Annotated in this window: 18 protein-coding genes, 2 tRNA genes and 1 pseudogene; 12 read left to right on the top strand and 9 right to left on the bottom strand. The window is 70.5% G+C overall.

What is annotated here, in order from left to right; genetic code table 11:
- Positions 1-95: 95 nt before the first annotated feature.
- Positions 96-169, bottom strand: a tRNA-Lys gene (locus tag ACFVKT_RS19140).
- A 185-nt stretch (positions 170-354) separates the two neighbouring features.
- On the opposite strand from ACFVKT_RS19140, the gene ACFVKT_RS19135 reads away from it, so the two are divergent.
- The 8 genes from ACFVKT_RS19135 to ACFVKT_RS19100 all read left to right on the top strand — a co-directional run bounded on the left by ACFVKT_RS19135 (position 355) and on the right by ACFVKT_RS19100 (position 9,661).
- Positions 355-1,791: a peptidoglycan-binding protein gene (locus ACFVKT_RS19135; RefSeq protein WP_385732889.1), complete on the top strand. Its 1,437-nt coding sequence runs from the start codon at positions 355-357 to the stop codon at positions 1,789-1,791.
- Positions 1,792-1,897: 106 nt separating this feature from the next.
- Positions 1,898-3,097 carry an SPFH domain-containing protein gene (locus ACFVKT_RS19130; RefSeq protein ID WP_385732886.1) on the top strand — a complete coding sequence of 400 codons (1,200 nt, stop codon included), beginning with the start codon at positions 1,898-1,900 and terminating at the stop codon, positions 3,095-3,097.
- Between the two features lie 155 nt (positions 3,098-3,252).
- A complete protein-coding gene (locus tag ACFVKT_RS19125) occupies positions 3,253-3,870 on the top strand; it encodes a lytic polysaccharide monooxygenase (protein WP_385732885.1) in 618 nt (205 codons plus the stop codon).
- 155 nt (positions 3,871-4,025) lie between these two features.
- On the top strand, positions 4,026-4,538 hold the full coding sequence (locus tag ACFVKT_RS19120; RefSeq protein WP_385732883.1) for a DUF3592 domain-containing protein: 513 nt from the start codon (positions 4,026-4,028) through the stop codon (positions 4,536-4,538).
- Between the two features lie 49 nt (positions 4,539-4,587).
- Positions 4,588-6,249 (top strand): AMP-binding protein, encoded by a 1,662-nt coding sequence (locus tag ACFVKT_RS19115; protein WP_385732881.1) that lies wholly within the window; start codon positions 4,588-4,590, stop codon positions 6,247-6,249.
- Between the two features lie 71 nt (positions 6,250-6,320).
- Positions 6,321-7,511: a sensor histidine kinase gene (locus tag ACFVKT_RS19110; RefSeq protein WP_385732879.1), complete on the top strand. Its 1,191-nt coding sequence runs from the start codon at positions 6,321-6,323 to the stop codon at positions 7,509-7,511.
- The gene (locus ACFVKT_RS19105) at positions 7,505-8,149 is read left to right on the top strand and encodes a response regulator (RefSeq protein ID WP_385732877.1); all 645 of its coding nucleotides are present in this window, start codon (positions 7,505-7,507) and stop codon (positions 8,147-8,149) included. The genes ACFVKT_RS19110 and ACFVKT_RS19105 overlap by 7 nt, the downstream gene beginning before the upstream one ends.
- 189 nt (positions 8,150-8,338) lie before the next feature.
- On the top strand, positions 8,339-9,661 hold the full coding sequence (locus ACFVKT_RS19100) for a M18 family aminopeptidase (RefSeq protein WP_385732874.1): 1,323 nt from the start codon (positions 8,339-8,341) through the stop codon (positions 9,659-9,661).
- A 65-nt stretch (positions 9,662-9,726) separates the two neighbouring features.
- On the opposite strand, the gene ACFVKT_RS19095 is transcribed toward ACFVKT_RS19100, so the two are convergent.
- The 6 genes from ACFVKT_RS19095 to ehuB all read right to left on the bottom strand — a co-directional run bounded on the left by ACFVKT_RS19095 (position 9,727) and on the right by ehuB (position 13,980).
- Positions 9,727-9,800 (bottom strand) — tRNA-Lys (locus tag ACFVKT_RS19095).
- A 98-nt stretch (positions 9,801-9,898) separates the two neighbouring features.
- Positions 9,899-10,657 carry an IclR family transcriptional regulator gene (locus tag ACFVKT_RS19090; protein WP_385732872.1) on the bottom strand — a complete coding sequence of 253 codons (759 nt, stop codon included), beginning with the start codon at positions 10,655-10,657 and terminating at the stop codon, positions 9,899-9,901.
- 225 nt (positions 10,658-10,882) lie between these two features.
- Entirely contained in the window at positions 10,883-11,677 is a 795-nt protein-coding gene (ehuA, locus tag ACFVKT_RS19085) for an ectoine/hydroxyectoine ABC transporter ATP-binding protein EhuA (RefSeq protein ID WP_385732870.1), read from the bottom strand.
- A 10-nt stretch (positions 11,678-11,687) separates the two neighbouring features.
- The gene (ehuD, locus tag ACFVKT_RS19080) at positions 11,688-12,338 is read right to left on the bottom strand and encodes an ectoine/hydroxyectoine ABC transporter permease subunit EhuD (RefSeq protein WP_385732868.1); all 651 of its coding nucleotides are present in this window, start codon (positions 12,336-12,338) and stop codon (positions 11,688-11,690) included.
- Positions 12,335-13,033: an ectoine/hydroxyectoine ABC transporter permease subunit EhuC gene (gene ehuC, locus ACFVKT_RS19075; RefSeq protein ID WP_385732866.1), complete on the bottom strand. Its 699-nt coding sequence runs from the start codon at positions 13,031-13,033 to the stop codon at positions 12,335-12,337. The genes ehuD and ehuC overlap by 4 nt, the downstream gene beginning before the upstream one ends.
- Entirely contained in the window at positions 13,030-13,980 is a 951-nt protein-coding gene (gene ehuB, locus ACFVKT_RS19070) for an ectoine/hydroxyectoine ABC transporter substrate-binding protein EhuB (protein WP_385732864.1), read from the bottom strand. The genes ehuC and ehuB overlap by 4 nt, the downstream gene beginning before the upstream one ends.
- A gap of 98 nt (positions 13,981-14,078) precedes the next feature.
- Between ehuB and ACFVKT_RS19065 the strand changes: the two are divergent.
- Positions 14,079-14,593: pseudogene (locus ACFVKT_RS19065) on the top strand (DUF3830 family protein).
- Here the strand turns inward: ACFVKT_RS19065 and ACFVKT_RS19060 are convergent.
- Positions 14,574-16,007, bottom strand: a complete 1,434-nt coding sequence (locus ACFVKT_RS19060) for an amidase (protein ID WP_385732862.1) — start codon at positions 16,005-16,007, stop codon at positions 14,574-14,576. The pseudogene ACFVKT_RS19065 and the gene ACFVKT_RS19060 overlap by 20 nt on opposite strands.
- A 58-nt stretch (positions 16,008-16,065) precedes the next feature.
- The gene (locus ACFVKT_RS19055; RefSeq protein ID WP_385732860.1) at positions 16,066-17,013 is read right to left on the bottom strand and encodes a D-2-hydroxyacid dehydrogenase; all 948 of its coding nucleotides are present in this window, start codon (positions 17,011-17,013) and stop codon (positions 16,066-16,068) included.
- A 230-nt stretch (positions 17,014-17,243) separates the two neighbouring features.
- Between ACFVKT_RS19055 and ACFVKT_RS19050 the strand changes: the two genes are divergently transcribed.
- From ACFVKT_RS19050 to ACFVKT_RS19040, 3 genes are all read left to right on the top strand, one after another.
- Positions 17,244-18,029: an aspartate/glutamate racemase family protein gene (locus ACFVKT_RS19050; RefSeq protein WP_385732858.1), complete on the top strand. Its 786-nt coding sequence runs from the start codon at positions 17,244-17,246 to the stop codon at positions 18,027-18,029.
- Positions 18,026-18,757 (top strand): decarboxylase, encoded by a 732-nt coding sequence (locus tag ACFVKT_RS19045; RefSeq protein WP_385732856.1) that lies wholly within the window; start codon positions 18,026-18,028, stop codon positions 18,755-18,757. The genes ACFVKT_RS19050 and ACFVKT_RS19045 overlap by 4 nt, the downstream gene beginning before the upstream one ends.
- A 282-nt stretch (positions 18,758-19,039) precedes the next feature.
- Positions 19,040-20,134, top strand: a complete 1,095-nt coding sequence (locus ACFVKT_RS19040; RefSeq protein ID WP_385732854.1) for an LLM class flavin-dependent oxidoreductase — start codon at positions 19,040-19,042, stop codon at positions 20,132-20,134.
- The last annotated feature ends 8 nt before the right edge of the window (positions 20,135-20,142 follow it).

Below are 20,142 nucleotides of genomic sequence, written 5' to 3'. Positions count from 1 at the left end.
GGTCATACGCGCTAATTGAGACGTGTGTACGACGAAGGGGTTGTAGTGGCACATGCCGGAAGACCCCCCGCCGCTGCGGAGGGCCTTCTGATCGGTGCGCCGCCAGGGACTCGAACCCCGGACCCGCTGATTAAGAGTCAGCTGCTCTAACCAACTGAGCTAGCGGCGCTTACTGACGCGGAGACTCTACCTGACCGGGCAGGGTGCCCCGAACCCCTGTCCGGGTGCGGGCGGCCCCGGCGGACGCCCTTGTACATCATTCGGACCGTCAACATGCGACACCGGATGACAGTTGAGAAACTGGCGCGTGTGCAGAAGCGCGGAGATTTCGACCTGGAGTGTGAGGGGATTCGCATGAAGGCTCCGGTATTCGAGGAATTCGATGCCGCGAGTGACTGCGACTGCCCCGGATGCTCGCAGTGGCGACGCATCATGCCCTCTTCCTCATCCCCTTCCTCTTTCCCTCCTTCTTCCTTTTCCTGTGTGTCCGGCGCCGTGGGCCGTCCGGCGGTCCGCAGGGCTCTCGTCCTGGCCGCGGCGGCGGGTACGGTCCTCGGCGCGGGCCCCTCGATGACGGCGGTCGCGGCCGCCCACGGACCCGCCCGGCCGGGCATCCCCGCAGGTGACGAGCCCGGCACCCCGCAAGGCAGCAAGGCCCCGCTGCACGGCCCGGCGGGCAGACCGACCACCGCCAGCAAGCCCGGCACCGTCTCCAAGGCACCCGCGACCACCCGGGCCGAGATCATCAACCGGGCCAAGACCTGGATCGACGCGGAAGTGCCGTACAGCATGAGCGAGTACTGGCCGGACGGCTACCGGCAGGACTGCTCCGGCTTTGTCTCGATGGCCTGGAACCTGCCGGGCAACGAATGGACGGGCAGTCTCGACACCGTCAGCGACCGCATTACCCGCGACGAACTCCAGCCCGGCGACATTCTCCTCTTCCACAATCCGGCGAACCCCGAGAAGGGCTCACACGTCGTCATTTTCGGCGGCTGGACGGACTACACGCACAACTACTACATCGCCTACGAGGCGACACCCCCGCATGCCCGCAAGCAGGCCACCCCGTACGCGTACTGGAAGAACTCGGACCGCTATCTGGCCTACCGCTACAAAGGCCTCACGGAGAGCGCGAGCGGGGCGAAGCCGGTGGCGGAGAAGGGGCCGGGCCGCTTCCCGGGGGCCGCGTACTTCGGGCCCGGCGCGAACAACAAGTACGTCACCCAGCTCGGCCGGCTCCTCGTGGAGCGTGGCGCGGGCCGCTTCTACACCTCGGGTCCCGGCCCCCGCTGGTCGGCCGCGGACGGGCGGGCCACCCAGGCGTTCCAGCGGGCGCAGGGCTGGACGGGGGCGAACGCGGACGGCCTGCCGGGGCCGCTGACCTGGTCGTACCTGCTGGGCAAGAAGGGCAAGGACATCCCTCCGGAGGGCGGCACCGGGCCGAAGGAGCCGAACGGGTCAGGGGCGACCGGTTCCGGCGGCAACGGTTCGGGGCTGGGCGGTTCCGGAGTGAGCGGGGCGCACGGCCCGGGTGCCTCCTCGCACGGGGTGCCCGGCTATCCGGGGCGCGGGATGTTCCGCCCGGGCGCGAGCAACGCGTACGTCACCAAGCTCGGAAAGCAGCTCGTCAAGAAGGGGTTCGGCAAGTACTACAGCTCGGGCCCGGGGCCGCGCTGGGGTGAGGCGGACCGGCGCAACGTCGAGGCGTTCCAGCGGGCGCAGGGCTGGCGCGGCGGTGCGGCGGACGGCTACCCGGGACCGGAGACCTGGCGGCGGCTCTTCTCCTGAGCCATTTCCGACTTCTCGTAACCGACTTCACGTTCCCGACTTCACGTTCCGACTTCTCGTTCCGACTTCTCGTGAATCTTCCAGGCGCGGAGGCATGGAGGCAGCTATGAGTACGACGACTTCACACACCCCGGAGTCCGAAGGGCCGTCCTCCGGGGCGCCCGGGACGGAACCGGCAGCTGAGGGCGGCGGCGCGCGCGAGGGCAACGCGCGCTCCACCCGGCTCATTCACAACGAGGTGACCACCGAGATCCCCGTCCACCTGCTGTTCAGGGACGATCCCGAGCCGGTGTCCGTGCCGCTCGGGCCCGCCGTCGTGGGGCGGCGGCGCGGCACGGGGGAGCAGCCGCGCATCCGGCGCCCGGCGCCCGGCGCGGCCCCGCGCCCGGTGCCGGAGATCGACCCCGAACTGGTGGAGCGCCCCGCACGGGTGCTGCCCGGAGCGGCGGGAGTGCTGGCCGGTGCCTGTGGGCTGGCCGGATGTGTCCTCACCTCGTGGTGGGCTGGCACGCTGCCCCACTCGGTGGCGCAGGCGCTGGAGCTGCCGGGGTACGGCGGCGCCGGGCTCGGGCCGGCGCAGTGGGCGGCGTACGCCGGGGCGGGCGCGCTCGGTCTGTTCGGCTTCGGCGGTCTCGCCCGGGGGCGGACCGGGCGGGCCTGGGTGCTCGGGCTGTTCGGGCGCTACCGCGGTACGGTCCGGCGCACCGGGCTCATGTGGGTCAACCCGCTGGTGCTGCGCCGCCGGGTCGACGTACGGCTGCGGCACTGGCGCAGTGAGCCGATGTCGGTGGTCGACACGAACGGGGTCGCGCTGCGGGTGGTCGTGCTCGTCGTCTGGCGGGTCAGGGACACCGCGCGCGCCACGCTCGGGGTGGAGGACCACGAGACGTATCTGCGCGAGTGCGTGGAGGCGGCGCTCTCACGGGTGCTCTCGCGGCTCCCGGCCGAACTGCCGCCCGCCGTCGTCAAGGACGCGACCCTGCGCAACACGGAGGCGGTCGGCGAGGCGCTGACCCGGCTGGTGGCCGCGGACACCGCGCCGGTCGGCCTCGAGGTGTTCTCCGCGCAGCCGACGAAGATCGACTACGCGCCCGAGGTCGCCGCCGTGATGCAGCGCCGCCGGATCGCCGCGCTGGACGCCCAGCACCGCGACACCGTGCTCACCTCCGTCGTCGACTCGGTCGAGGACACGGTGACCCGGCTGACCGTGCGGGGGCTGGTCGCACTTGACGACTACGAACGCAAGGCGCTGGTCAAGGACTTGACGGTGGCGTTCTACACGGGCCGCAGGGAGTCGTCTTCATGAGCGGTCGGGGTACGTCTTCATGAGCGACGGGTAAACGACTTGATGATTGGTATGGACATGTTCAACAACTGGCAATAATCTAAGACTTGGTCTAGACCTGCAAGGCAGCGCGCACAGCTCATGTGAACCTCCCCCACGTCCTCAGGAGCAGCAGGATGCGCATACGTGCGACCAGAAAAGCGAAGTGGTACGCGGGCATGGTCGGCCTCGCCACGACGGGAGCGCTCGTGCTCTCCAGCGGCGGTGCCAGTGGCCATGGCTACACGGACCTGCCTCTCAGCCGTCAGAAGCTGTGTCAGAACGGCACCGTGGCCAACTGCGGCAACATCCAGTGGGAGCCCCAGAGCGTGGAGGGCCCCAAGGGCTTCCCCGCGGCGGGTCCGGCCGACGGCCAGATCTGCTCGGCCAACCACACCGAATTCGGTCAGCTCAACAGCCCGACGACGCCGTCGGGCGGCGCCTGGCCGACGACCAAGGTCACTGCCGGGGGCAGCTACACGTTCCGCTGGCAGTTCACGGCCTCGCACGCCACGACCGACTTCAAGTACTACCTCACCAAGCAGGGCTGGAATGCGGGCCACGCGCTGACCCGCGCGGACCTGAACACCACGCCCTTCCTCACCGTCCCCTACAACAACGCCCGGCCGCCGTCCACGATCTCGCACAGTGGCACGATCCCCACGGGCCGTACCGGGCACCAGGTCATCGTCGCGGTGTGGACGATCGCCGACACGGCGAACGCGTTCTACTCCTGCGCGGACGTCACGTTCTAAAGCCCTCCGGGCGTCACGTTCGAGAGCGTCCTGAAGGGGCCTTGTTTTCTGAGGCTCCCTTGAGCTGCAACCCGTCCCCCAGCGGGTAGGTTCCCCGCACGCCGACATGACCGTGTCGGCGTGCGCGGAACCGCACCGAAAACCGGGGGCTCGTGATGGACGTGTTCTTCTATGTCCTGCCAGGACTGATCATCGTCGCGGTGGTATTCGGGGCGGTCAGGATCATCCGCCGCTCGCTCGACCTGCGGCGCGCCTGGAACAGCGGGCTGACCGCCGAAGCGCGCTGTCTGCGCTCCTACACCACGACCAGCGGTGGCGCCGGCGACAGCTCCGTGACCACGACGCTGCACCACGTCTACGAGTTCCGGACGCGCGATGACCGGGCGGTCCGCTTCGAGGAGCGAGGCGGTCCCTCGACAGTCGTCGAGGGCGACATCGTCACGGTCCACTACACGGCCGAGCGCCCCGAGAAGGCCACCGCACACGCGCCGAGCCCGGTCAGGGCCGCCGCGGGCACGGTCGGCATCCTGGTGTTCTTCGGCGTGATCGTCGCCTTCTGTATCGGCTTCATGGTCACGTTTCACCAGATGAGCTCGGAGTCCGGCATGCCCTTCGGGGGGCCGGACGTGACCTACCAGGAACCGGACCTGCCGTACCGGACGCCGTAGGTCTCGCGACTCTCCCCATCTGACGGTCCGTCAATTATCGTGCGCCTCCATGGGATCCCTGAGGCGTACCGTCGCGGAGCTCGTACAGGAACGCTGGAACGACCACCGGCCGGGGCTGTGGTTCGAGGGGCGGGTCCTGACCCACCACCGGGTGGCGGCGGGCGCGGCGGCACGGACGGCGCTGCTCGCCGACCTGCTGCCGCCGAAGGCCGACCCGCCGCACCTCGGCGTGCTGCTCGACAACACCCCCGAGTACCCGATGTGGTTGAGCGCGGCCGCCCTCGCAGGTGCGGCCGTCGCCGGCATCAACCCGACCCGGCGCGGCCCCGAACTGGCCCGCGACATCCTGCACACCGAGTGCCGCGCCCTGATCACCGAACGGGCCCACCTGCCCCTGCTCGACGGCCTCCGGCTCCCGGGCGTACGGATCCTGGTGACCGACACGCAGGCGTACGCCGACCTCCTCACGCCGTACGAGGGCACGAAGCCCGATGCGTCCATGGCCTCACCGGAGGACCGGCTGCTCCTCTACTTCACCTCCGGCTCGACCGGCGCCCCCAAGGCCGCGATCTGCACCCAGGGCAGGCTGGCCGCCGCGGGGCAGTCGCTCGCCGACCACTTCGGCGTGCGCCCGCAGGACACGCACTACATCTGCATGCCGATGTTCCACGGCAACGCGGTGATCGCCGACTGGTCGCCCGCGCTGGCGGCCGGCGCGGCGGTGGCCCTGCGGCGGCGCTTCTCGGCCTCCGGGTTCCTCGCGGACGTACGGGCCTGCCAGGCAACGTACTTCACCTATGTGGGCCGCGCCGTCCAGTACATCCTGGCGACCCCGGCCCGCCCCGACGACCGCGACAACCCACTGCGCATGGGCTTCGGGACCGAGGCCGGCGCCGTCGACGCGGCCGCCTTCGAACGGCGTTTCGGGGTGCGGCTCGTGGAGGGGTACGGCTCCTCGGAGGGCGGCGCGGCCATCCAGCGGACGTCCGGGACACCGGCCGGGGCGATCGGACGCGCGGCGCCCGGCGACGACCTCGCCGTGGTCGACCCGGCGACGCGGCGGGAGTGCCCGGCCGCCGCCTTCACCGCGGACGGACGACTCCTCAACGGGGCCGACGCGATAGGCGAGTTGGTGAACCGGGGCCCCAACCCCTTCGAGGGGTACTGGCGCAACCCGGACGCGGATGCCGCCCGCCTGCGCGACGGCTGGTACTGGACCGGCGATCTCTTCTACCGCGACGCCGAGGGATACCTGTACTTCGCGGGACGCACCGACGACCGGCTGCGCGTCGACAGCGAGAACCTCGCCGCCGCCGTCATCGAGAACATCCTCGCCCGGTACGAGGACGCCGCCGCCGTGGCCGTGTACGCCGTGCCGGACGCGGTCGCGGGGGACCAGGTCATGGCGGCCGTGGCCCTGCGGTCCGGCGTCTCCTTCGATCCGCTCGCCTTCGGTGAATTCCTGCTGTCCCAACCCGACTTGGGGACCAAGATGGCCCCCCGCTTCGTACGGATCGTGCCGCGGATGCCCGTCACCGCGACCAACAAGGTCCACCGGGTCGGGCTGCGGCGCGAGGGCTTCAGATGCCCGGACCCGGTCTGGTGGCGGCCGCCGGGGGAGTGCGCCTACCGGAGGCTGACCGAGGAGGAGATCGGGGAACTCGTCGCGGAGTACCGGGCGCGCGGGCGCGAGGAGTTGCTGACGAGGTAGGCCCTGCCCTACCGCCGGTACACCCCCCATCGCCATGGCCCGCGAGCTCACGCGCCGCCTACCGTGAGCCCGTGATCCGTTCGGTGCGGTACCTCATCAGCGGCGTTCTGGTCGGCGCCCCGCTACTCGTCGGGATGCTGCTGCTCGGCATCGCGGGAGCCGTGCTGACCCCCGTTCTGGTCGGGCTGCCGCTCCTCGCGCTGCTCGCCCTGACTGGCGTACCCGTCGGGGCACTTGAGCGGTGGCGGCTGCGGCTCGTCGACCCGGCGCCGGTGCCCACCCCGCACCGGACCCCGGACGAGCCCGGCCCGGCAGCCTGGGCCAGGCTCCGGTTCACCGAGCAGGCGACCTGGCGCGAACTGGCGTACGCCGTACTGCTCGCGGCCGTGCTGTGGCCGCTGGACACCGTGGTGCTGACCCTCGCCCTCGCGGTCCCCGGCGCGCTGATCGGGACGCCGGTGCAACTCGCGGTCACCGGCGGCGAGACCCGGGCCGTCAAGCTGTGGCTGATCGACACGTACGGGCAGGCGTTCCTGTGCGCAGCGGCCGGGGCCGTCCTCATCCTCGTACTCCTGCGGCCGCTCGTCCGGTACGCCCGTGCCCGCGCCGCCCTCACCCGGCTGCTGCTCGCACCGCGCCGGGCCGAGGGGCGGCTCGCGGAAGTGACGAGGTCCCGGGCGCGGTTGGTGGCCGCCTTCGAGGGCGAGCGGCGGCGGATCGAGCGGGATCTGCACGACGGGGCGCAGCAGCGGCTGGTGGCGCTGAGCATGCGGCTGGGCCTTGCCCGCCTGGACGCCCCGCCCGCGCTGGCGGCGCGCCTCGCCGAAGCCCACGCGGAGGCGGATCAAGTCCTCGTCGAACTGCGGGAGTTGATCCATGGCATCCATCCACAGGTGCTCGCCGACTACGGGCTCGGCGACGCGATCGCCGACGCCGGCGACCGGTCCGCCGTGCCTGTGGAGGTGGACGTGGAGTTGCCGAGGTTCGCCGAACCCGTGGAGTCCGCGGCGTACTTCGCGGTGCGGGAGGCGCTCGCCAACGTGGGCAGGCACAGCGGGGCGGAGCGGGTGTGGGTCCGAGGGCGTTACGAGGAAAGGCGGTTGAGGATCGAGGTGCGGGACGACGGGTGCGGGGGAGCCGACCCGGGAGCAGGCTCGGGGCTCACCGGGCTCGCCGACCGGCTGGCCGTCCTCGATGGGACACTGGCCGTCGACAGCCCGCCCGGTGGGCCGACCGTGCTGACGATGGAGATCCCTTGCTGAGAGTCGTACTCGCCGAGGACAGCGTGCTGTTGCGCGAGGGGCTGGTGGGGCTGCTGAACCGTTTCGGACACGAGGTCCTCGCGGCGGTCGGTGACGCGGACGCCCTGCGCGACGCCGCCTCGGCGCACGCCCCGGACCTCGTCATCACCGACGTACGCATGCCTCCCGGTTTCCAGGACGAGGGCCTGCGCGCGGCTCTTGCCCTGCGCACGGCGGACCCACGGCTGCCGGTGCTCGTGCTCAGCCAGTACGTCCAGCGCGCGTACGCCGCCGAACTCCTCGACACCGGGGACGGCACCGGCGTCGGCTACCTCCTCAAGGACCGCATCGGCCAGGTCGAGCAGTTCGCGGAGGCGGTGCGGCGGGTCGCCGAGGGCGGCACGGTCGTGGACCCCGAGGTCGTACGGCAGTTGCTGCGCCGGCGGCGCGATCCGCTGCAGGCGCTGACTCCGCGCGAACGCGAGGTCCTCGGCCTGGTGGCCGAGGGCAAGTCCAACGGCGCGATCGCCCGTCAACTCGTCGTCACCGAGGCGGCCGTGGGCAAGCACATCGGCAACATCCTGGGAAAGCTGGACCTGCCCCCGGCGCAGGACACGCACCGGCGGGTGCTGGCCGTACTGGCGTATCTACGGGACTGACGGACCCCCGCGCTGATCATGGATCCGTGGATCCGGGCCCCGCAGATCCGTGAGTCCGCGAGGAATCCCCCTGGCCCGACGGGGGGAGGATGCACCCCGACAACCGTGTCGGCGCCGGGCCTCCCCTCACAGGCGGTCGTCATGTGCCTGCCTGCTATGACAACCCTCGACTCCACCCGAAAGGCACTCATGTCCCCCACGCATGACCCCGTACATGACGCTGCACAGGACCCCGCGTACTACCGCCGCCACAGCGACGACCTGCTCACTTTCGTCCGGACGAGCCCCTCGCCGTACCACGCGGTGGCGAGCGCGGCCCAGCGGCTGGAGAAGGCGGGCTTCGAGGAGCTGAGCGAGAGCGACGACTGGACCGGTGCCGAGGGCGGCCGCTATGTCGTACGGGGTGGCGCGCTGATCGCCTGGTACGTCCCGCACGGCGCCCCGGCCCGCACGCCGTTCCGGATCATCGGCGCGCACACCGACTCGCCGAACCTGCGGATCAAGCCCTCGCCCGACACCAGCTCGGCCGGGTGGCGGCAGATCGCCGTGGAGATCTACGGCGGGGTCCCGCTCAACACCTGGCTCGACCGCGACCTCGGCGTCTCGGGGCGGCTGACACTGCGCGACGGGTCGACCCGGCTGGTCCACGTCGACAAGCCGCTGCTGCGCGTGCCGCAGCTCGCCATCCACCTGGACCGGACCGTCAACGAGGGCCTCGCCCTCGACCGGCAGCGGCACATGACCCCGCTGTGGGGGCTCGGCGGCACCGAACCCGGCGCCCTGCTCGACCGGATAGCCGGGGAAGCCGACGCCGGCTCCGCCGAGATCCTCGGCTGGGACCTGATGCTGCACGACATCCAGCCGCCCGGATACCTCGGCGCGGACGAGGAGTTCATCGTCTCCCCGCGCCTGGACAACCTGATCTCGGTGCACGCGGGTGTCACCGCGCTCGTCGCCGCGGCCACCTCCCGGCCGCCCGCCTACATCCCCGTGCTCGCCGCCTTCGACCACGAGGAGGTCGGCAGCGGCTCGGAGTCCGGCGCGCAGGGCCCGCTCCTGGAACGGGTCCTCGGCCGTGGCGTCGCGGCGCGCGGCGGCAGCGGCGAGGACTGGAACCGGGCCCTCGCGGGTTCCTTCTGCGTCTCCTCCGACATGTCGCACGCCGTCCACCCCAACTACGCCGAGCGCCACGACCCCGACCACCGGCCCCTCCCCAACGGCGGCCCCGTCATCAAGGTCAACGTCAACCAGCGGTACGCCACCGACGGCACCGGCATCGCTGCCTTCGCCGCCGCTTCCGAGCGGGCCGGGGTGCCGTGGCAGCCGTTCGTCTCCAACAACGCCATTCCGTGCGGCACCTCGATCGGCCCGATCACCGCGGCCCGGCTCGGCGTCACCACCGTCGACGTGGGCGTACCCGGTCTGTCGATGCACTCGGCGCGCGAACTGTGCGGGGCGCGCGACCCGGGGCTGCTGGCCCGGGTACTCACGGAGTTCGTCACGGCTGACTGAGTCCGCATGGAGATGATGGACATGCGTGAAAGGCCCCCCACATCGTGGAGGGCCTTCATCAGTTGTGCGCCGCCAGGGACTCGAACCCCGGACCCGCTGATTAAGAGTCAGCTGCTCTAACCAACTGAGCTAGCGGCGCATGACTCTCGCCTCCCGCGCTCGGCGGGCGGCGACAAAAGAAATACTACCTGGTCCGCACGGGTGCTCCTGACCACGCTCCGACCGGTGAACGCCGGGCTAGAGAGCCATGGAAAGGAGCACCGGGGCCGCCCCGCGGTTCAGCGAGTCCGCCGCCTGGCGGAGCCGGTGCGCGTGCTCGACGGGCAGCGACAGGGCGAGACAGCCGACGGAGGAACCCGCCGTGATCGGGACCGCCGCGCAGACCGTGCCGATCGCGTACTCCTGGAGGTCCAGGACCGGGACCGTGGGCGGCTGGGCGCCGAGCCGGGACAGCAGCAGCCGCTCGCTCGTGATGGTGCGCGAGGTGAGGCGGGCCATCTTGTGGCGGGAGAGATGGTCGCGGCGGCCGTCGTGGTCGAGCTGGCCGAGCAGGCTCTTGCCGATCGCGGTGGCGTGGGCGGAGGAGCGGAAGTCGACCCATTCGTTGACCGCGGGGGTCGCCGGGCCGTCGGCGTACTGGGAGATGTGGATCTCACCGTCGACGTACCGGCTGAGGTAGATCGCGGCGCCCACCGTGTCGCGCAGCCTGTCCATGGTGTCCTGGAGCTTCTCGCGCAGCGCCTGCTCGCGGCCGTGGGCGGAGGCGAGGCGGCCGAGGGCGGCGCCGCTGATGTACGCGCCGTCGGCGACCTGCTCGACGTATCCCTCCCGGCGCAGCATCAGGAGCAGTGCGGGCAGGCGGTCAGCGCCGAGTCCGGTCCGGCGGGCGATCTCGGCGTCGAGGACACCGGTGGAGTGCCGTGACACCGTCTCCAGGACGCGGAGGGCGTCCTGGGCCGAGTGGTACGGCGCGGTCGGCTCGTGCTTCAGCGCCACGGTTTCCCCCTGGCTTTCTGGGCCGTATTTCGGACAGCTGAGCTTCCACCACGATAGCCGTCAAAGCCCTTACTGTGAGCGTCCGTTGACGAGATTGGTGACGCGCCCCCGCCCGCTCAGCAGGAACGCGCCACGCTGGCATATGCCCACGTCATCACGCTGCGGGCATGCCCCACGACCCGGACCTCGCGGCTTCCCGTACGCGGCCGTGTTCACTCCCCGCAATCAGAGGACCGCACCGAGGAATTCCCGGGTCCTTTCCTGGCCGGGATCGCTGAAGATCTTCTCCGGCGGGCCGGACTCGATGACACGGCCGGAATCGAACATAAGGACCTGATCCGAGATGTCCCGGGCGAAATTCATCTCGTGGGTCACACAGAGCATCGTGATGTCCGTGGTGTGGGCGATGTCACGGAGGACATCGAGGACTCCCGCGACCAGTTCCGGGTCCAGCGCGGACGTCACCTCGTCCAGGAGCAGCACCTGCGGGCGCATCGCCAGCGCCCGCGCGATCGCGACGCGCTGCTGCTGGCCGCCGGAGAGCTGACCCGGGTGCGCGTCCCACTTGTCGGCGAGACCGACCAGGTCGAGCAGTTCACGGGCGCGCGCCTCGGCCTCGTCCTTGGACAGCCCGAGGACGGTGACGGGCGCCTCCGTGATGTTCCTGCCCACCGTCATGTTCGGGAACAGGTTGAACTGCTGGAAGACCATCCCGATCTTCTTGCGGACCTCGCGGATCTCCTTCTCCCCGGCCGGGAAGAGCCGCTCACCGGCCACCGTGATCGTGCCCTCGTCGGGCCGGGTCAGCGTCATCAGCATCCGCAGGATCGTCGTCTTGCCGGAGCCGGAGGGCCCGATCAGCGTGACGTGCTTGCCGGAGGCCACGGAGAAGTCCAGCCCGTCGAGGACGGTGTTGTCCCCGAAGCGCTTGGTGACGTGGTCGAAGCGGATCAGCTCGCTGCCGTCCACCGCCGGATTGGCCGCGCTTGCCGGAGGGCTCGCGAGGTCGGTGTCTTTCATCGGATTCGTGTCAGCGGACAAGACGTCGCTCCAAAGCTCGCAGGAGGAGGGAGGCCGGATAGGAAACGAGAACGAAGGCCACACCGATGACCGTGAGCGGCTCGGTGAACTGGAAGTGCTGCTGCGAGAACAGCCGCGCCTCACCGAGCATGTCCAGCACGGTGATCGCCATCAGCAGCGGTGTGTCCTTGAGCATCGAGATGACGTAGTTGCCCAGCGCCGGGACCACCCGCCGGATGGCCTGCGGCAGGATCACCGCCGTCCAGGTACGCGCCAGGGGCAGGCTGAGCGCCGTGGCCGCCTCCCACTGGCCGGCGGGCACGCCCTCGATACCGGCCCGGTAGACCTGCATCGTGTACGTCGAGTAGTGCAGCCCGATCGCGACGACACCCGTGGTCAGCGCGGAGAACGTGATGTCCCACTCGGGCAGCACATAGAAGAGGAAGAAGAGCTGCACCAGCAGCGGGGTGTTGCGGATGAACTCCGTGACGACACCGACCGGCCAGCGCACCAGCCGGCTCGGCGTCCGCATCAGCAGCGCCCACACGAGCCCGAGCGCGAAGGAGATCACCGAGCCCAGGGCAAGTGCTTGCAGGGTGATCAGCAGCCCGTCCCAGAAGTGCGGCATGAAGTCGCCGACGGCACTCCAGTCCCAGGTCATACGGCACCTCCGCCGGCCTCGGCCCGCCGCAGCCCTGCTCGCTGCGGCGCCTTCCCGACCCCCGCCTTCAACCGCTTCTCCAGCCCGCGCATCACCCGCGTCAGCAGGAAGGCGATCACGAAGTAGATCAGCAAGATGTACGAGTAGATCTCCGCGCTCTCCTGCAGGGCCAGCCGCACCAGGTTGCCGCTGAACGCCAGGTCGCCCATCCCCATGATCGAGACCAGGGCCGTGCCCTTGAGGAGCTCGATCAGCAGATTGCAGAAGGAGGGGATCATCTCGGGTATCGCCTGCGGCAGCAGGATCAGCCGCATCCGCTGCCAGGGCGTGAAGCTGAGCGCGACCCCGCCCTCGCGCTGCGCGGGATCGACCGCGTTCAGCGCACCGCGCACGATCTCACTGCCGTACGCCCCGTACGTCAGCCCCAGCGCGAGCGTGCCCGCCCACATCGGCACGAGCTGCCAGCCGAAGGCCGGCGGCAGCACGAAGTACACCCAGAAGATCATGATCAGTGCGGAGGTGCCGCGGAACACCTCGGTGTAGAAGCCCGCGAGGAAGCGGACGATCCACCGCCGGTCCGTGCGCGCGATACCCACGACGAAGGAGACGGCACCGGCCAACAGGGCGCTGAAGAACAGCAGTTGGACGGTGACCCAGACCCCTTCGAGTACGAGTTCCCAGAGTCCCGAGGTCATCCGCGGCACAACTCCTTCGCGGTCATGTCGGTCATCTCGGCCTTGGTGAAACCGAAGGGCTGAAGGATGCGGAACAACTCACCGCTGTCCTTCAACTTCTTCAGCTCCACGTTGAAGGCGTCCCGCAACTTCGTCTCCGTCGGCCGGAACGCGAAGCCGCCGCCGTCCACCTTCGGCTTGCCGCCAACCAGCGGCGCGAAGGCCTCGGTGCTCTCGGCCCTGGCGGACTCCTTCACCACTTCACGCGTGGTCAGCGCGGTCCCCGCGAACACGTCGGCGCGCCCCGCCTCCACTGCGTTCAGCCCGGCGACCTGATCCGGCACGATCAGGATGTCGCTCTCCTTGTACCCGGCCTCGACCGCGTGCTGGATCTGCGCGTAACCGGTCCCGGTCGCGAACTTGGCCTTCGCCTCGACCACGTCCTGGTAGTCGCGCAGGTTCTTCGGGTTGCCCTTGCGCACGACGAACGCGTCGAGCATCTGGTAGTCCGGGTCGGAGAAGATGACCTGCGCACAGCGCTCGGGGTTGATGTACATCCCGGCGGACACGACATCGAAGGTCTGCGACTGCAGCCCTGGGATCAGCGAGCCGAACTCGATCGGCACCGGCTGGACGCGGTCCACCCCCAGTCGCTTGAAGACGACCCTCGCGAGCTCCGGCGCCTCACCGGTCAGCTCGCCGTCGGTGTCGATGTAGCCGAAGGGGATCTCACCGGCGATACCCAGCCGTACGACACCCTGGGCCCGCAGCCGGTCGAGCAGCTCACCGCCGCCTGCGCCGGAGGCCGTCGCGACCCGGCTGCAACCGGCCGCGCCCAGCGCCCCGACGGCACCGAGCGCGGAAGCACCGCTGAGCAGCGCCCGCCGGCTGGGCCATCGTCTCTGTCTGTCCTTCGCGTCCTTCCCGTCTTTCGTGTCCTTCGTGTCTTTCCCAAGTGGTCGAGCCATGGGCGCGCGGCTACCCGAGTCGATACGACTTATGCGGATCGATTTCAGCCCCGTACGACTCCCTGCGCCCCTGACGCCCCCTTGACCGCGGCGGGACCATGGAATGCATGACCGACCGCGATACCGCACGGCACATCGAAATCTCCCTGGTCAAGCGGGGAGTCCACTGCACGGCGAAACTGCTCGACGAGCGCGCGCCGATCACCTGCGCGGCGGTGTGGGACGCCCTCCCGCTGAGCGGCGACGTCTACCACGCGAAGTACGCGCGTAACGAGATCTACGCCCTGTTCCCGCCTTCGCGCCCACCGAACCGCCCTTGGAGAACCCGACAGTCACCCCTATACCGGGTGATCTGTGCTATTTCGCTTTCGCGGGTACGGAGTTGGGCACCAAGTCGTACGGCTACGACACCGACGTACGCCCCGGCACCACTGTCGTCGACCTCGCCCTCTTCTACGAGCGCAACAACCTGCTGCTCAACGGCGATGTCGGCTGGGTACCGGGCATCGTCTGGGGTCAGGTGACCGAGGGCCTCGACGCGATGGCCGAGGCCTGCAACGACCTGTGGCGCTCCGGGGCGCTGGGGGAGACGCTCAGCTTCCGGCGGGCGTAGGGGGTGTCGTTTGGATCACTCCAGGGCCGGGCACTCCGGCGGCCCCCGCCGTGTACAGCGCGTGCGCCGTCCGCAGGACCAGGTCGTCCCGGTGACGGGCGGCCAGGATCTGCAGGCCCACCGGGAGTCCGTCCCCGTCCACGCCGACCGGGACCGTCGCCGCGGGCTGCTGGGTGAGATTGAAGGGGTAAGTGAAGGGGGTCCAGCCCGTCCAGCGGCGGTGGCCGGAGCGCGCGGGGACCTCGACGCCCGCCTCGAAGGCGGTCAGCGGGAGCGTCGGCGTGACCAGGATGTCGTACGACTCGTGGAAGAGGCCCATGCGCCGGCCCAGCTCCATCCGGACGTCCACCGCGGCGAGATACTCCAGCGCGTTGTAGCGGGCGCCGAGATCGCGGATCTCGCGGAGGCCGGGGTCGAGCAACTCCCGCTGGTGAGGCCCGAATCGCTGGGTGACGCGGGCCGCGCCGGAGAACCAGAGCGTGTGGAAGGCGTCCACCGGATCGGTGAAGTCGGGGTCGGCCTCCGAGACATAGGCGCCGAGCCCGGCGAGCTGCTCCACCGCCCGCCGTACCACCGCCGCGACGGCCGGCTGGACCGCGACCTGCCCGCCCAGCGACGCCGAGTACGCGACCCGCAGCCCCCGCACCCCGCCCTCCAGCGCGTCCACGAAGGAGCCGTCCACCGGCCCGAGCGCCGACCAGTCACGCGCGTCGGGCCCGCTGATCACGTCCATCATCAGCGCGGCGTCGGCGGCGTCCCGGGCCAACGGCCCCACATGCGCGAGCGTCCCGAACGCGCTCGCCGGATAGATCGGCACCCTGCCGTACGTCGGTTTAAGCGCGAAGATCCCGCAGAAGGCGGCAGGGATACGGACACTGCCACCCCCGTCGGTGCCGAGGGACAGCGGGCCCGCGCCCAGCGCGACGGCCGCCGCGCTCCCGCCGCTGGAGCCGCCCGCGGTGCGTGAGATGTCATACGGATTGCGCGTCACACCGGAGAGCGGTGAGTCCGTGACGCCCTTCCAGCCGAACTCGGGTGTCGTCGTCTTGCCGAGGAACACGGCGCCGTGTTCGCGCAGGCGGGCGACGGACGGCGCGTCCTCGTCCCAACTGCCCTGCGGATCCGTGTTCTTGGAGCCGCGCAGGGTCGGGCCGCCGCGCAGCAGGAGGATGTCCTTGACGGTGACAGGGACGCCGTCGAGGAGGCCCGCGGGCTCACCCCGCCGCCAGCGCTCCGCCGACTGCCTTGCCTGCGTGAGGGCTTCGTCCGTGTCGAGCCGTACGAACGCGTTCACCGCGGGCTGGATCCGGCCGGCCCGGTCGAGGGCCGCGCGGGTGGCGTCCACGGGGCTGAATTCACCCTTGCGGTAGCCGTCGACGAGTTGCACGGCGGTCAGCTCGGTGAGTTCCGGCATCGGCCCCTCCAAAGGGAGTTCAGCATGGTGGGTGGTGACGGGAGTTCAGTGACCGGGTTCAGTGACCGGGTACGTATCCGCGCTTCTTGTCGACGACGTTCGCCAAGGGCTTCCCCGCCTCCCAGCACTCGAACAACTCAACGAACTGCGTGCCGAGTTCATCGCGCCAGCCGATGGTGTCCCCGCTCATGTGGGGTGACACGATCAGCCCGGGAACCTGCCACAACGGGCTGTCGGGACCGAGCGGTTCGTGCTCGAAGACATCCAGCGCGGCCCCGGCGATCCACCGCTTCGACAGCGCCTCGACGAGCGCCTCCTCGACGACGAGCTGCCCGCGTCCGACGTTGATGAAGCGGGCCGACGGCTGCATCATCCCGAAGCGCCGCGCGTCGAACATGCCGTGCGTGGTCTCGGTGAGCGGCGCCGCGGACACCACCCAGTCGGCGCGCGACATCAGCCGGTCCAGCTCCTCGGGACCATGGATACCGGTGCGGGGGGTGCGCCCCACCAGGGCCGTGGTGATGCCAAGTGCCTTGAGGGACTTGACGATCGCCCGCCCGATCGGCCCTGAACCCACCACGCACGCGCGGGTGCCCGCCACCCGCTGCGACTCCCGGTGCCGCCACTCCCGCCGCCCTTGCAGGTCCAAGGTCCTCGGCAGATCCTTGGCCATCGCGAGGACCAGCGCGGCGACGTACTCCGCGATCGGCTGGTCGAAGACTCCGCGCGCGTTGGTCACCACCGTGTCGGACGCGGCGAGTTCGGGGCACATCAGATGGTCGACGCCCGCGCTCGCGGTGTGCACCCAGCGCGGCCGGGGACCCGCACCGGGCCAGGCGTGGCGCACGGCGTGCGAGCCGAAGTCCCAGACGAGCAGCACATCGGCCGCCGGCAGCCGGTCGGCCAGCGTGGACGCGTCGGCGTGCTCGATCCGCACCCGCCCGGTGAGCTTGCCGAGGCGGGGGAGCGGTTCGGCGTCGAGGACAAGCAGCGTCGTATCGGGCATCGTCGGGAAACCGTTTCGCAATACGGGTCCGCTTCTCTGAAGAGGTGCTCCTCCGCAGAGGCGATTCTCTTGCCGTTCCGGGGAGTTGCTTCGCTGAGGAGTGAAGGGGGGCGGTAGCCGTCTGAGATGCGCGGATTGACCACGCTCGCACCCGAACCTACCTTCGTCAACACGGACCCGGCCCACGGTCCGTTGCTCACCCGTTTCCCTTCGTGAGGCCGGTGCCTGCCATGGACGTCTCCTTTCTCGGCGGACCCCGTCCGCAACGCGGTGTCGGCGTCGTAGCCCCCTTCGATTTCGCCCTCGACCGCGAGCTGTGGCGCTGGGTCCCGGACGACGTCTCGCTGCACCTCACCCGCACCCCGTTCGTGCCCGTCGAGGTCAGCCTCGACCTGGCCCGGCTCGTCTCCGAGCACGAGACGCTCGGCGACGCGGTGCGCGCGCTGAACGCGGTCGCGCCCGAGATCGTCGCGTACGCCTGCACCTCGGGCAGTTTCGTCGGCGGTGTCGCGGGCGAGCGGGCGATGTGCGAGGCGATGACACGGGCGGGCGCGGTCCCCTCACTCACCACCTCGGGCGCCCTGCTCGAAGCGCTGGAGGAGCTGGGCGCCCGCCGTATCGCGCTCGTCACCCCCTACACCGTCTCGGTCACCCAGTCCCTGGAGGAGTACCTCGCGGAAGCGGGCATCACCGTCACCGGCCGCGCTTACATGGGCCTGACCAGCCACATCTGGAAGGTCCCGTACCGCGAGGTGGTCGACATGGCCCGCGCAAGCGTCCGGGACCAGGCCGACGCGCTCTTCATCAGCTGCACCAACCTTCCGACGTACGACGTGATCCCCCAGCTCGAGGCGGAGCTGCGGATCCCGGTGATCTCGGCCAACCAGGTCACGATGTGGGCAGCCCTGCGGCAACTGGGTACCCGAGCGGTGGGCCCCTATCAGGCGCTGCTGGACGCATCGGCTCGCCCGGGTCCCGTACTGCCGGAACAGAACCCGCAGGAAGGTTGGGCATGACCGCACTGGGATTCCTCTACCCGGGCCATTCGGCCGAGGACGACTACCCGCGCATGGAGCAGCTGCTCGGCAGCGACGTCCGGCTGTCCCTCGTCCACACCGACATCGGCGAGGACGCGCACCGCGTGGACGCGCTCCTGGAGATGGGCTCGCAGGAACGGCTTGTGGCGGGCGTCGAGGAGCTGCGGCTTTCGGGCGCCGAAGCGGTGGTGTGGGCCTGCACCAGCGGCAGCTTCGTGTACGGCTGGGAAGGCGCCCACGAGCAGGTCCGCGCCCTCGCCCGAGCGGCCGGCCTGCCCGCCTCCTCCACGTCCTTCGCCTTCGCGCACGCGGTGCGGGAGCTGGGCGTTCGGCGGGTCGCGGTCGCGGCGACGTACCCGGACGACGTGGCTGCGCTCTTCGCCGCGTTCCTGAAAGACGCGGGGGTGGACGTGGTCGCGGTGCGCGCCTCCGGAATCATCACCGCCGCGGAGGTCGGCACCTGGGGCGAGGCCGAGACCCTCGCCCTCGCCCGCGCCGCCGACCACCCTGACGCGGAAGCGATCCTCCTCCCCGACACCGCCCTCCACACCGCGTCCTTCATCCCGGCCCTGGAGAAGGACCTCGGCAAACCGATCCTCACCGCGAACCAGGTCACCGTCTGGGAGGCGCTGCGACTGGCCGACCGCCGCGTGAACGCGCCCGAGCTGGGGGAGCTGTTCAGGAGGGAGCGGGTCGTGCAGGTGTGAGCGGCGGGTGTTGTTTCGCCACCTCCGCCCAGACCCCGCTACTCAAACGCCGGAGGGGCTGAAGATCTTCAGCCCCTCCGGCGTTTGAGGACGAGCGCGTTCAGCGCGACGGCGGGGGTCTGGGGGCGGCAGCCCCCGGGAAGCAAGGGACGGGTAGGGGCGGAGGGGGCGAAAAAACCGCCCGCCCCCAGCCCGGACCCCCGGTCACCCGGGAATAAAACGGAGACACCCTCCTGTTACGTCCGCGGACAGCGAGACGTATACGCAACAGGAGGCACCCCGGTGAACGAGACGGACGAGATCCGCGGCACGGCACAGGGCACCGCCCCGGTCCCCCTCTCCGTACTGGACCTGGTCACAGTCGGCGCAGGCCACACAGCGACCGAAGCCCTCCAGACCAGCGTCAAGATCTCCCGCCTCGCGGAATCCCGCGGCTACCACCGCTACTGGGTGGCCGAACACCACTCCATGCCGGGCGTGGCATCCTCGTCCCCGGCCGTGATCCTCGCCCACCTGGCAGCCCACACGACCCGCATCCGCCTCGGCTCGGGCGGAGTCATGCTCCCCAACCACGCCCCCTTGGTCATCGCGGAACAGTTCGGCACCCTGGAGGCGATGGCCCCGGGCCGAGTGGACCTGGGCCTGGGCAGGGCTCCGGGCACGGACGGCGCGACCGCCGCGGCCCTCCGCCGCACCGAGCGCCTGCACGAAGGCGCCGACGACTTCCCGGAACAGCTCGCGGAGCTGATCCGCTTCCTGGACGACAGCTTCCCCTCCGGCCACCCCTACGCCCGCATCCACGCGGTCCCGGGCCCGATCCAGTCGACCTCCCCCGGCGGAGTCCAGTCCCCGCACCGCCCCCCGGTCTGGCTGCTGGGCTCCTCCGGCTTCAGCGCCAGGCTGGCCGGAACCCTCGGCCTGCCCTTCGCCTTCGCGCACCACTTCTCGGCCCAGAACACGATCCCGGCCCTGGACCTCTACCGCGAGTCCTTCCGCCCGAGCGCAGTCCTGGACGCCCCGTACGCGCTGATCGGTGTCTCCGCCCTCGCCACGGACGACGAGCAGGAAGCCCGCCGCCAGGTGCTGGCCGCCGCACTGAACATGGTCCGCCTGCGCACCGGCCGCCCCGGCCTGGTCCCGACGCCGGAAGAGGCGGCGGCGTACGAATTCAGCCCCATGGAACGGGAGTTCATCACCTCCTGGAACTCCAACGTCATCCACGGCACCGCCGACGAGGTCCGCGCCGGCCTCGACGACCTCCAGAAGCGCACGGGCGCCGACGAGTTGATGCTGACGTCGCACGCCCACACCGGTGACGTACGCCTGCGCTCGTACGAACTGATCGCGGACGCCTACGGGTTGCCGCAGGCGGCCTGAACCCGCAG

The organism is Streptomyces sp. NPDC127595 (genome assembly GCF_042671685.1).
In the GTDB taxonomy this organism is placed as follows: domain Bacteria; phylum Actinomycetota; class Actinomycetes; order Streptomycetales; family Streptomycetaceae; genus Streptomyces.
This window is presented reverse-complemented; position numbering and strand designations above follow the sequence as displayed.

What these genes read in the sequence shown, in the direction of transcription:
- ACFVKT_RS19135 (WP_385732889.1), top strand. Translation starts at nt 355, where the DNA reads ATGAAGGCTCCGGTATTCGAGGAATTCGATGCCGCGAGTGACTGCGAC.
- ACFVKT_RS19130 (WP_385732886.1), top strand. Translation starts at nt 1,898, where the DNA reads ATGAGTACGACGACTTCACACACCCCGGAGTCCGAAGGGCCGTCCTCC.
- ACFVKT_RS19125 (WP_385732885.1), top strand. Translation starts at nt 3,253, where the DNA reads ATGCGCATACGTGCGACCAGAAAAGCGAAGTGGTACGCGGGCATGGTC.
- ACFVKT_RS19120 (WP_385732883.1), top strand. Translation starts at nt 4,026, where the DNA reads ATGGACGTGTTCTTCTATGTCCTGCCAGGACTGATCATCGTCGCGGTG.
- ACFVKT_RS19115 (WP_385732881.1), top strand. Translation starts at nt 4,588, where the DNA reads ATGGGATCCCTGAGGCGTACCGTCGCGGAGCTCGTACAGGAACGCTGG.
- ACFVKT_RS19100 (WP_385732874.1), top strand. Translation starts at nt 8,339, where the DNA reads ATGTCCCCCACGCATGACCCCGTACATGACGCTGCACAGGACCCCGCG.
- ehuA (WP_385732870.1), bottom strand. Translation starts at nt 11,677, where the DNA reads ATGAAAGACACCGACCTCGCGAGCCCTCCGGCAAGCGCGGCCAATCCG.
- ehuD (WP_385732868.1), bottom strand. Translation starts at nt 12,338, where the DNA reads ATGACCTGGGACTGGAGTGCCGTCGGCGACTTCATGCCGCACTTCTGG.
- ehuC (WP_385732866.1), bottom strand. Translation starts at nt 13,033, where the DNA reads ATGACCTCGGGACTCTGGGAACTCGTACTCGAAGGGGTCTGGGTCACC.
- ehuB (WP_385732864.1), bottom strand. Translation starts at nt 13,980, where the DNA reads ATGGCTCGACCACTTGGGAAAGACACGAAGGACACGAAAGACGGGAAG.
- ACFVKT_RS19060 (WP_385732862.1), bottom strand. Translation starts at nt 16,007, where the DNA reads ATGCCGGAACTCACCGAGCTGACCGCCGTGCAACTCGTCGACGGCTAC.
- ACFVKT_RS19055 (WP_385732860.1), bottom strand. Translation starts at nt 17,013, where the DNA reads ATGCCCGATACGACGCTGCTTGTCCTCGACGCCGAACCGCTCCCCCGC.
- ACFVKT_RS19050 (WP_385732858.1), top strand. Translation starts at nt 17,244, where the DNA reads ATGGACGTCTCCTTTCTCGGCGGACCCCGTCCGCAACGCGGTGTCGGC.
- ACFVKT_RS19045 (WP_385732856.1), top strand. Translation starts at nt 18,026, where the DNA reads ATGACCGCACTGGGATTCCTCTACCCGGGCCATTCGGCCGAGGACGAC.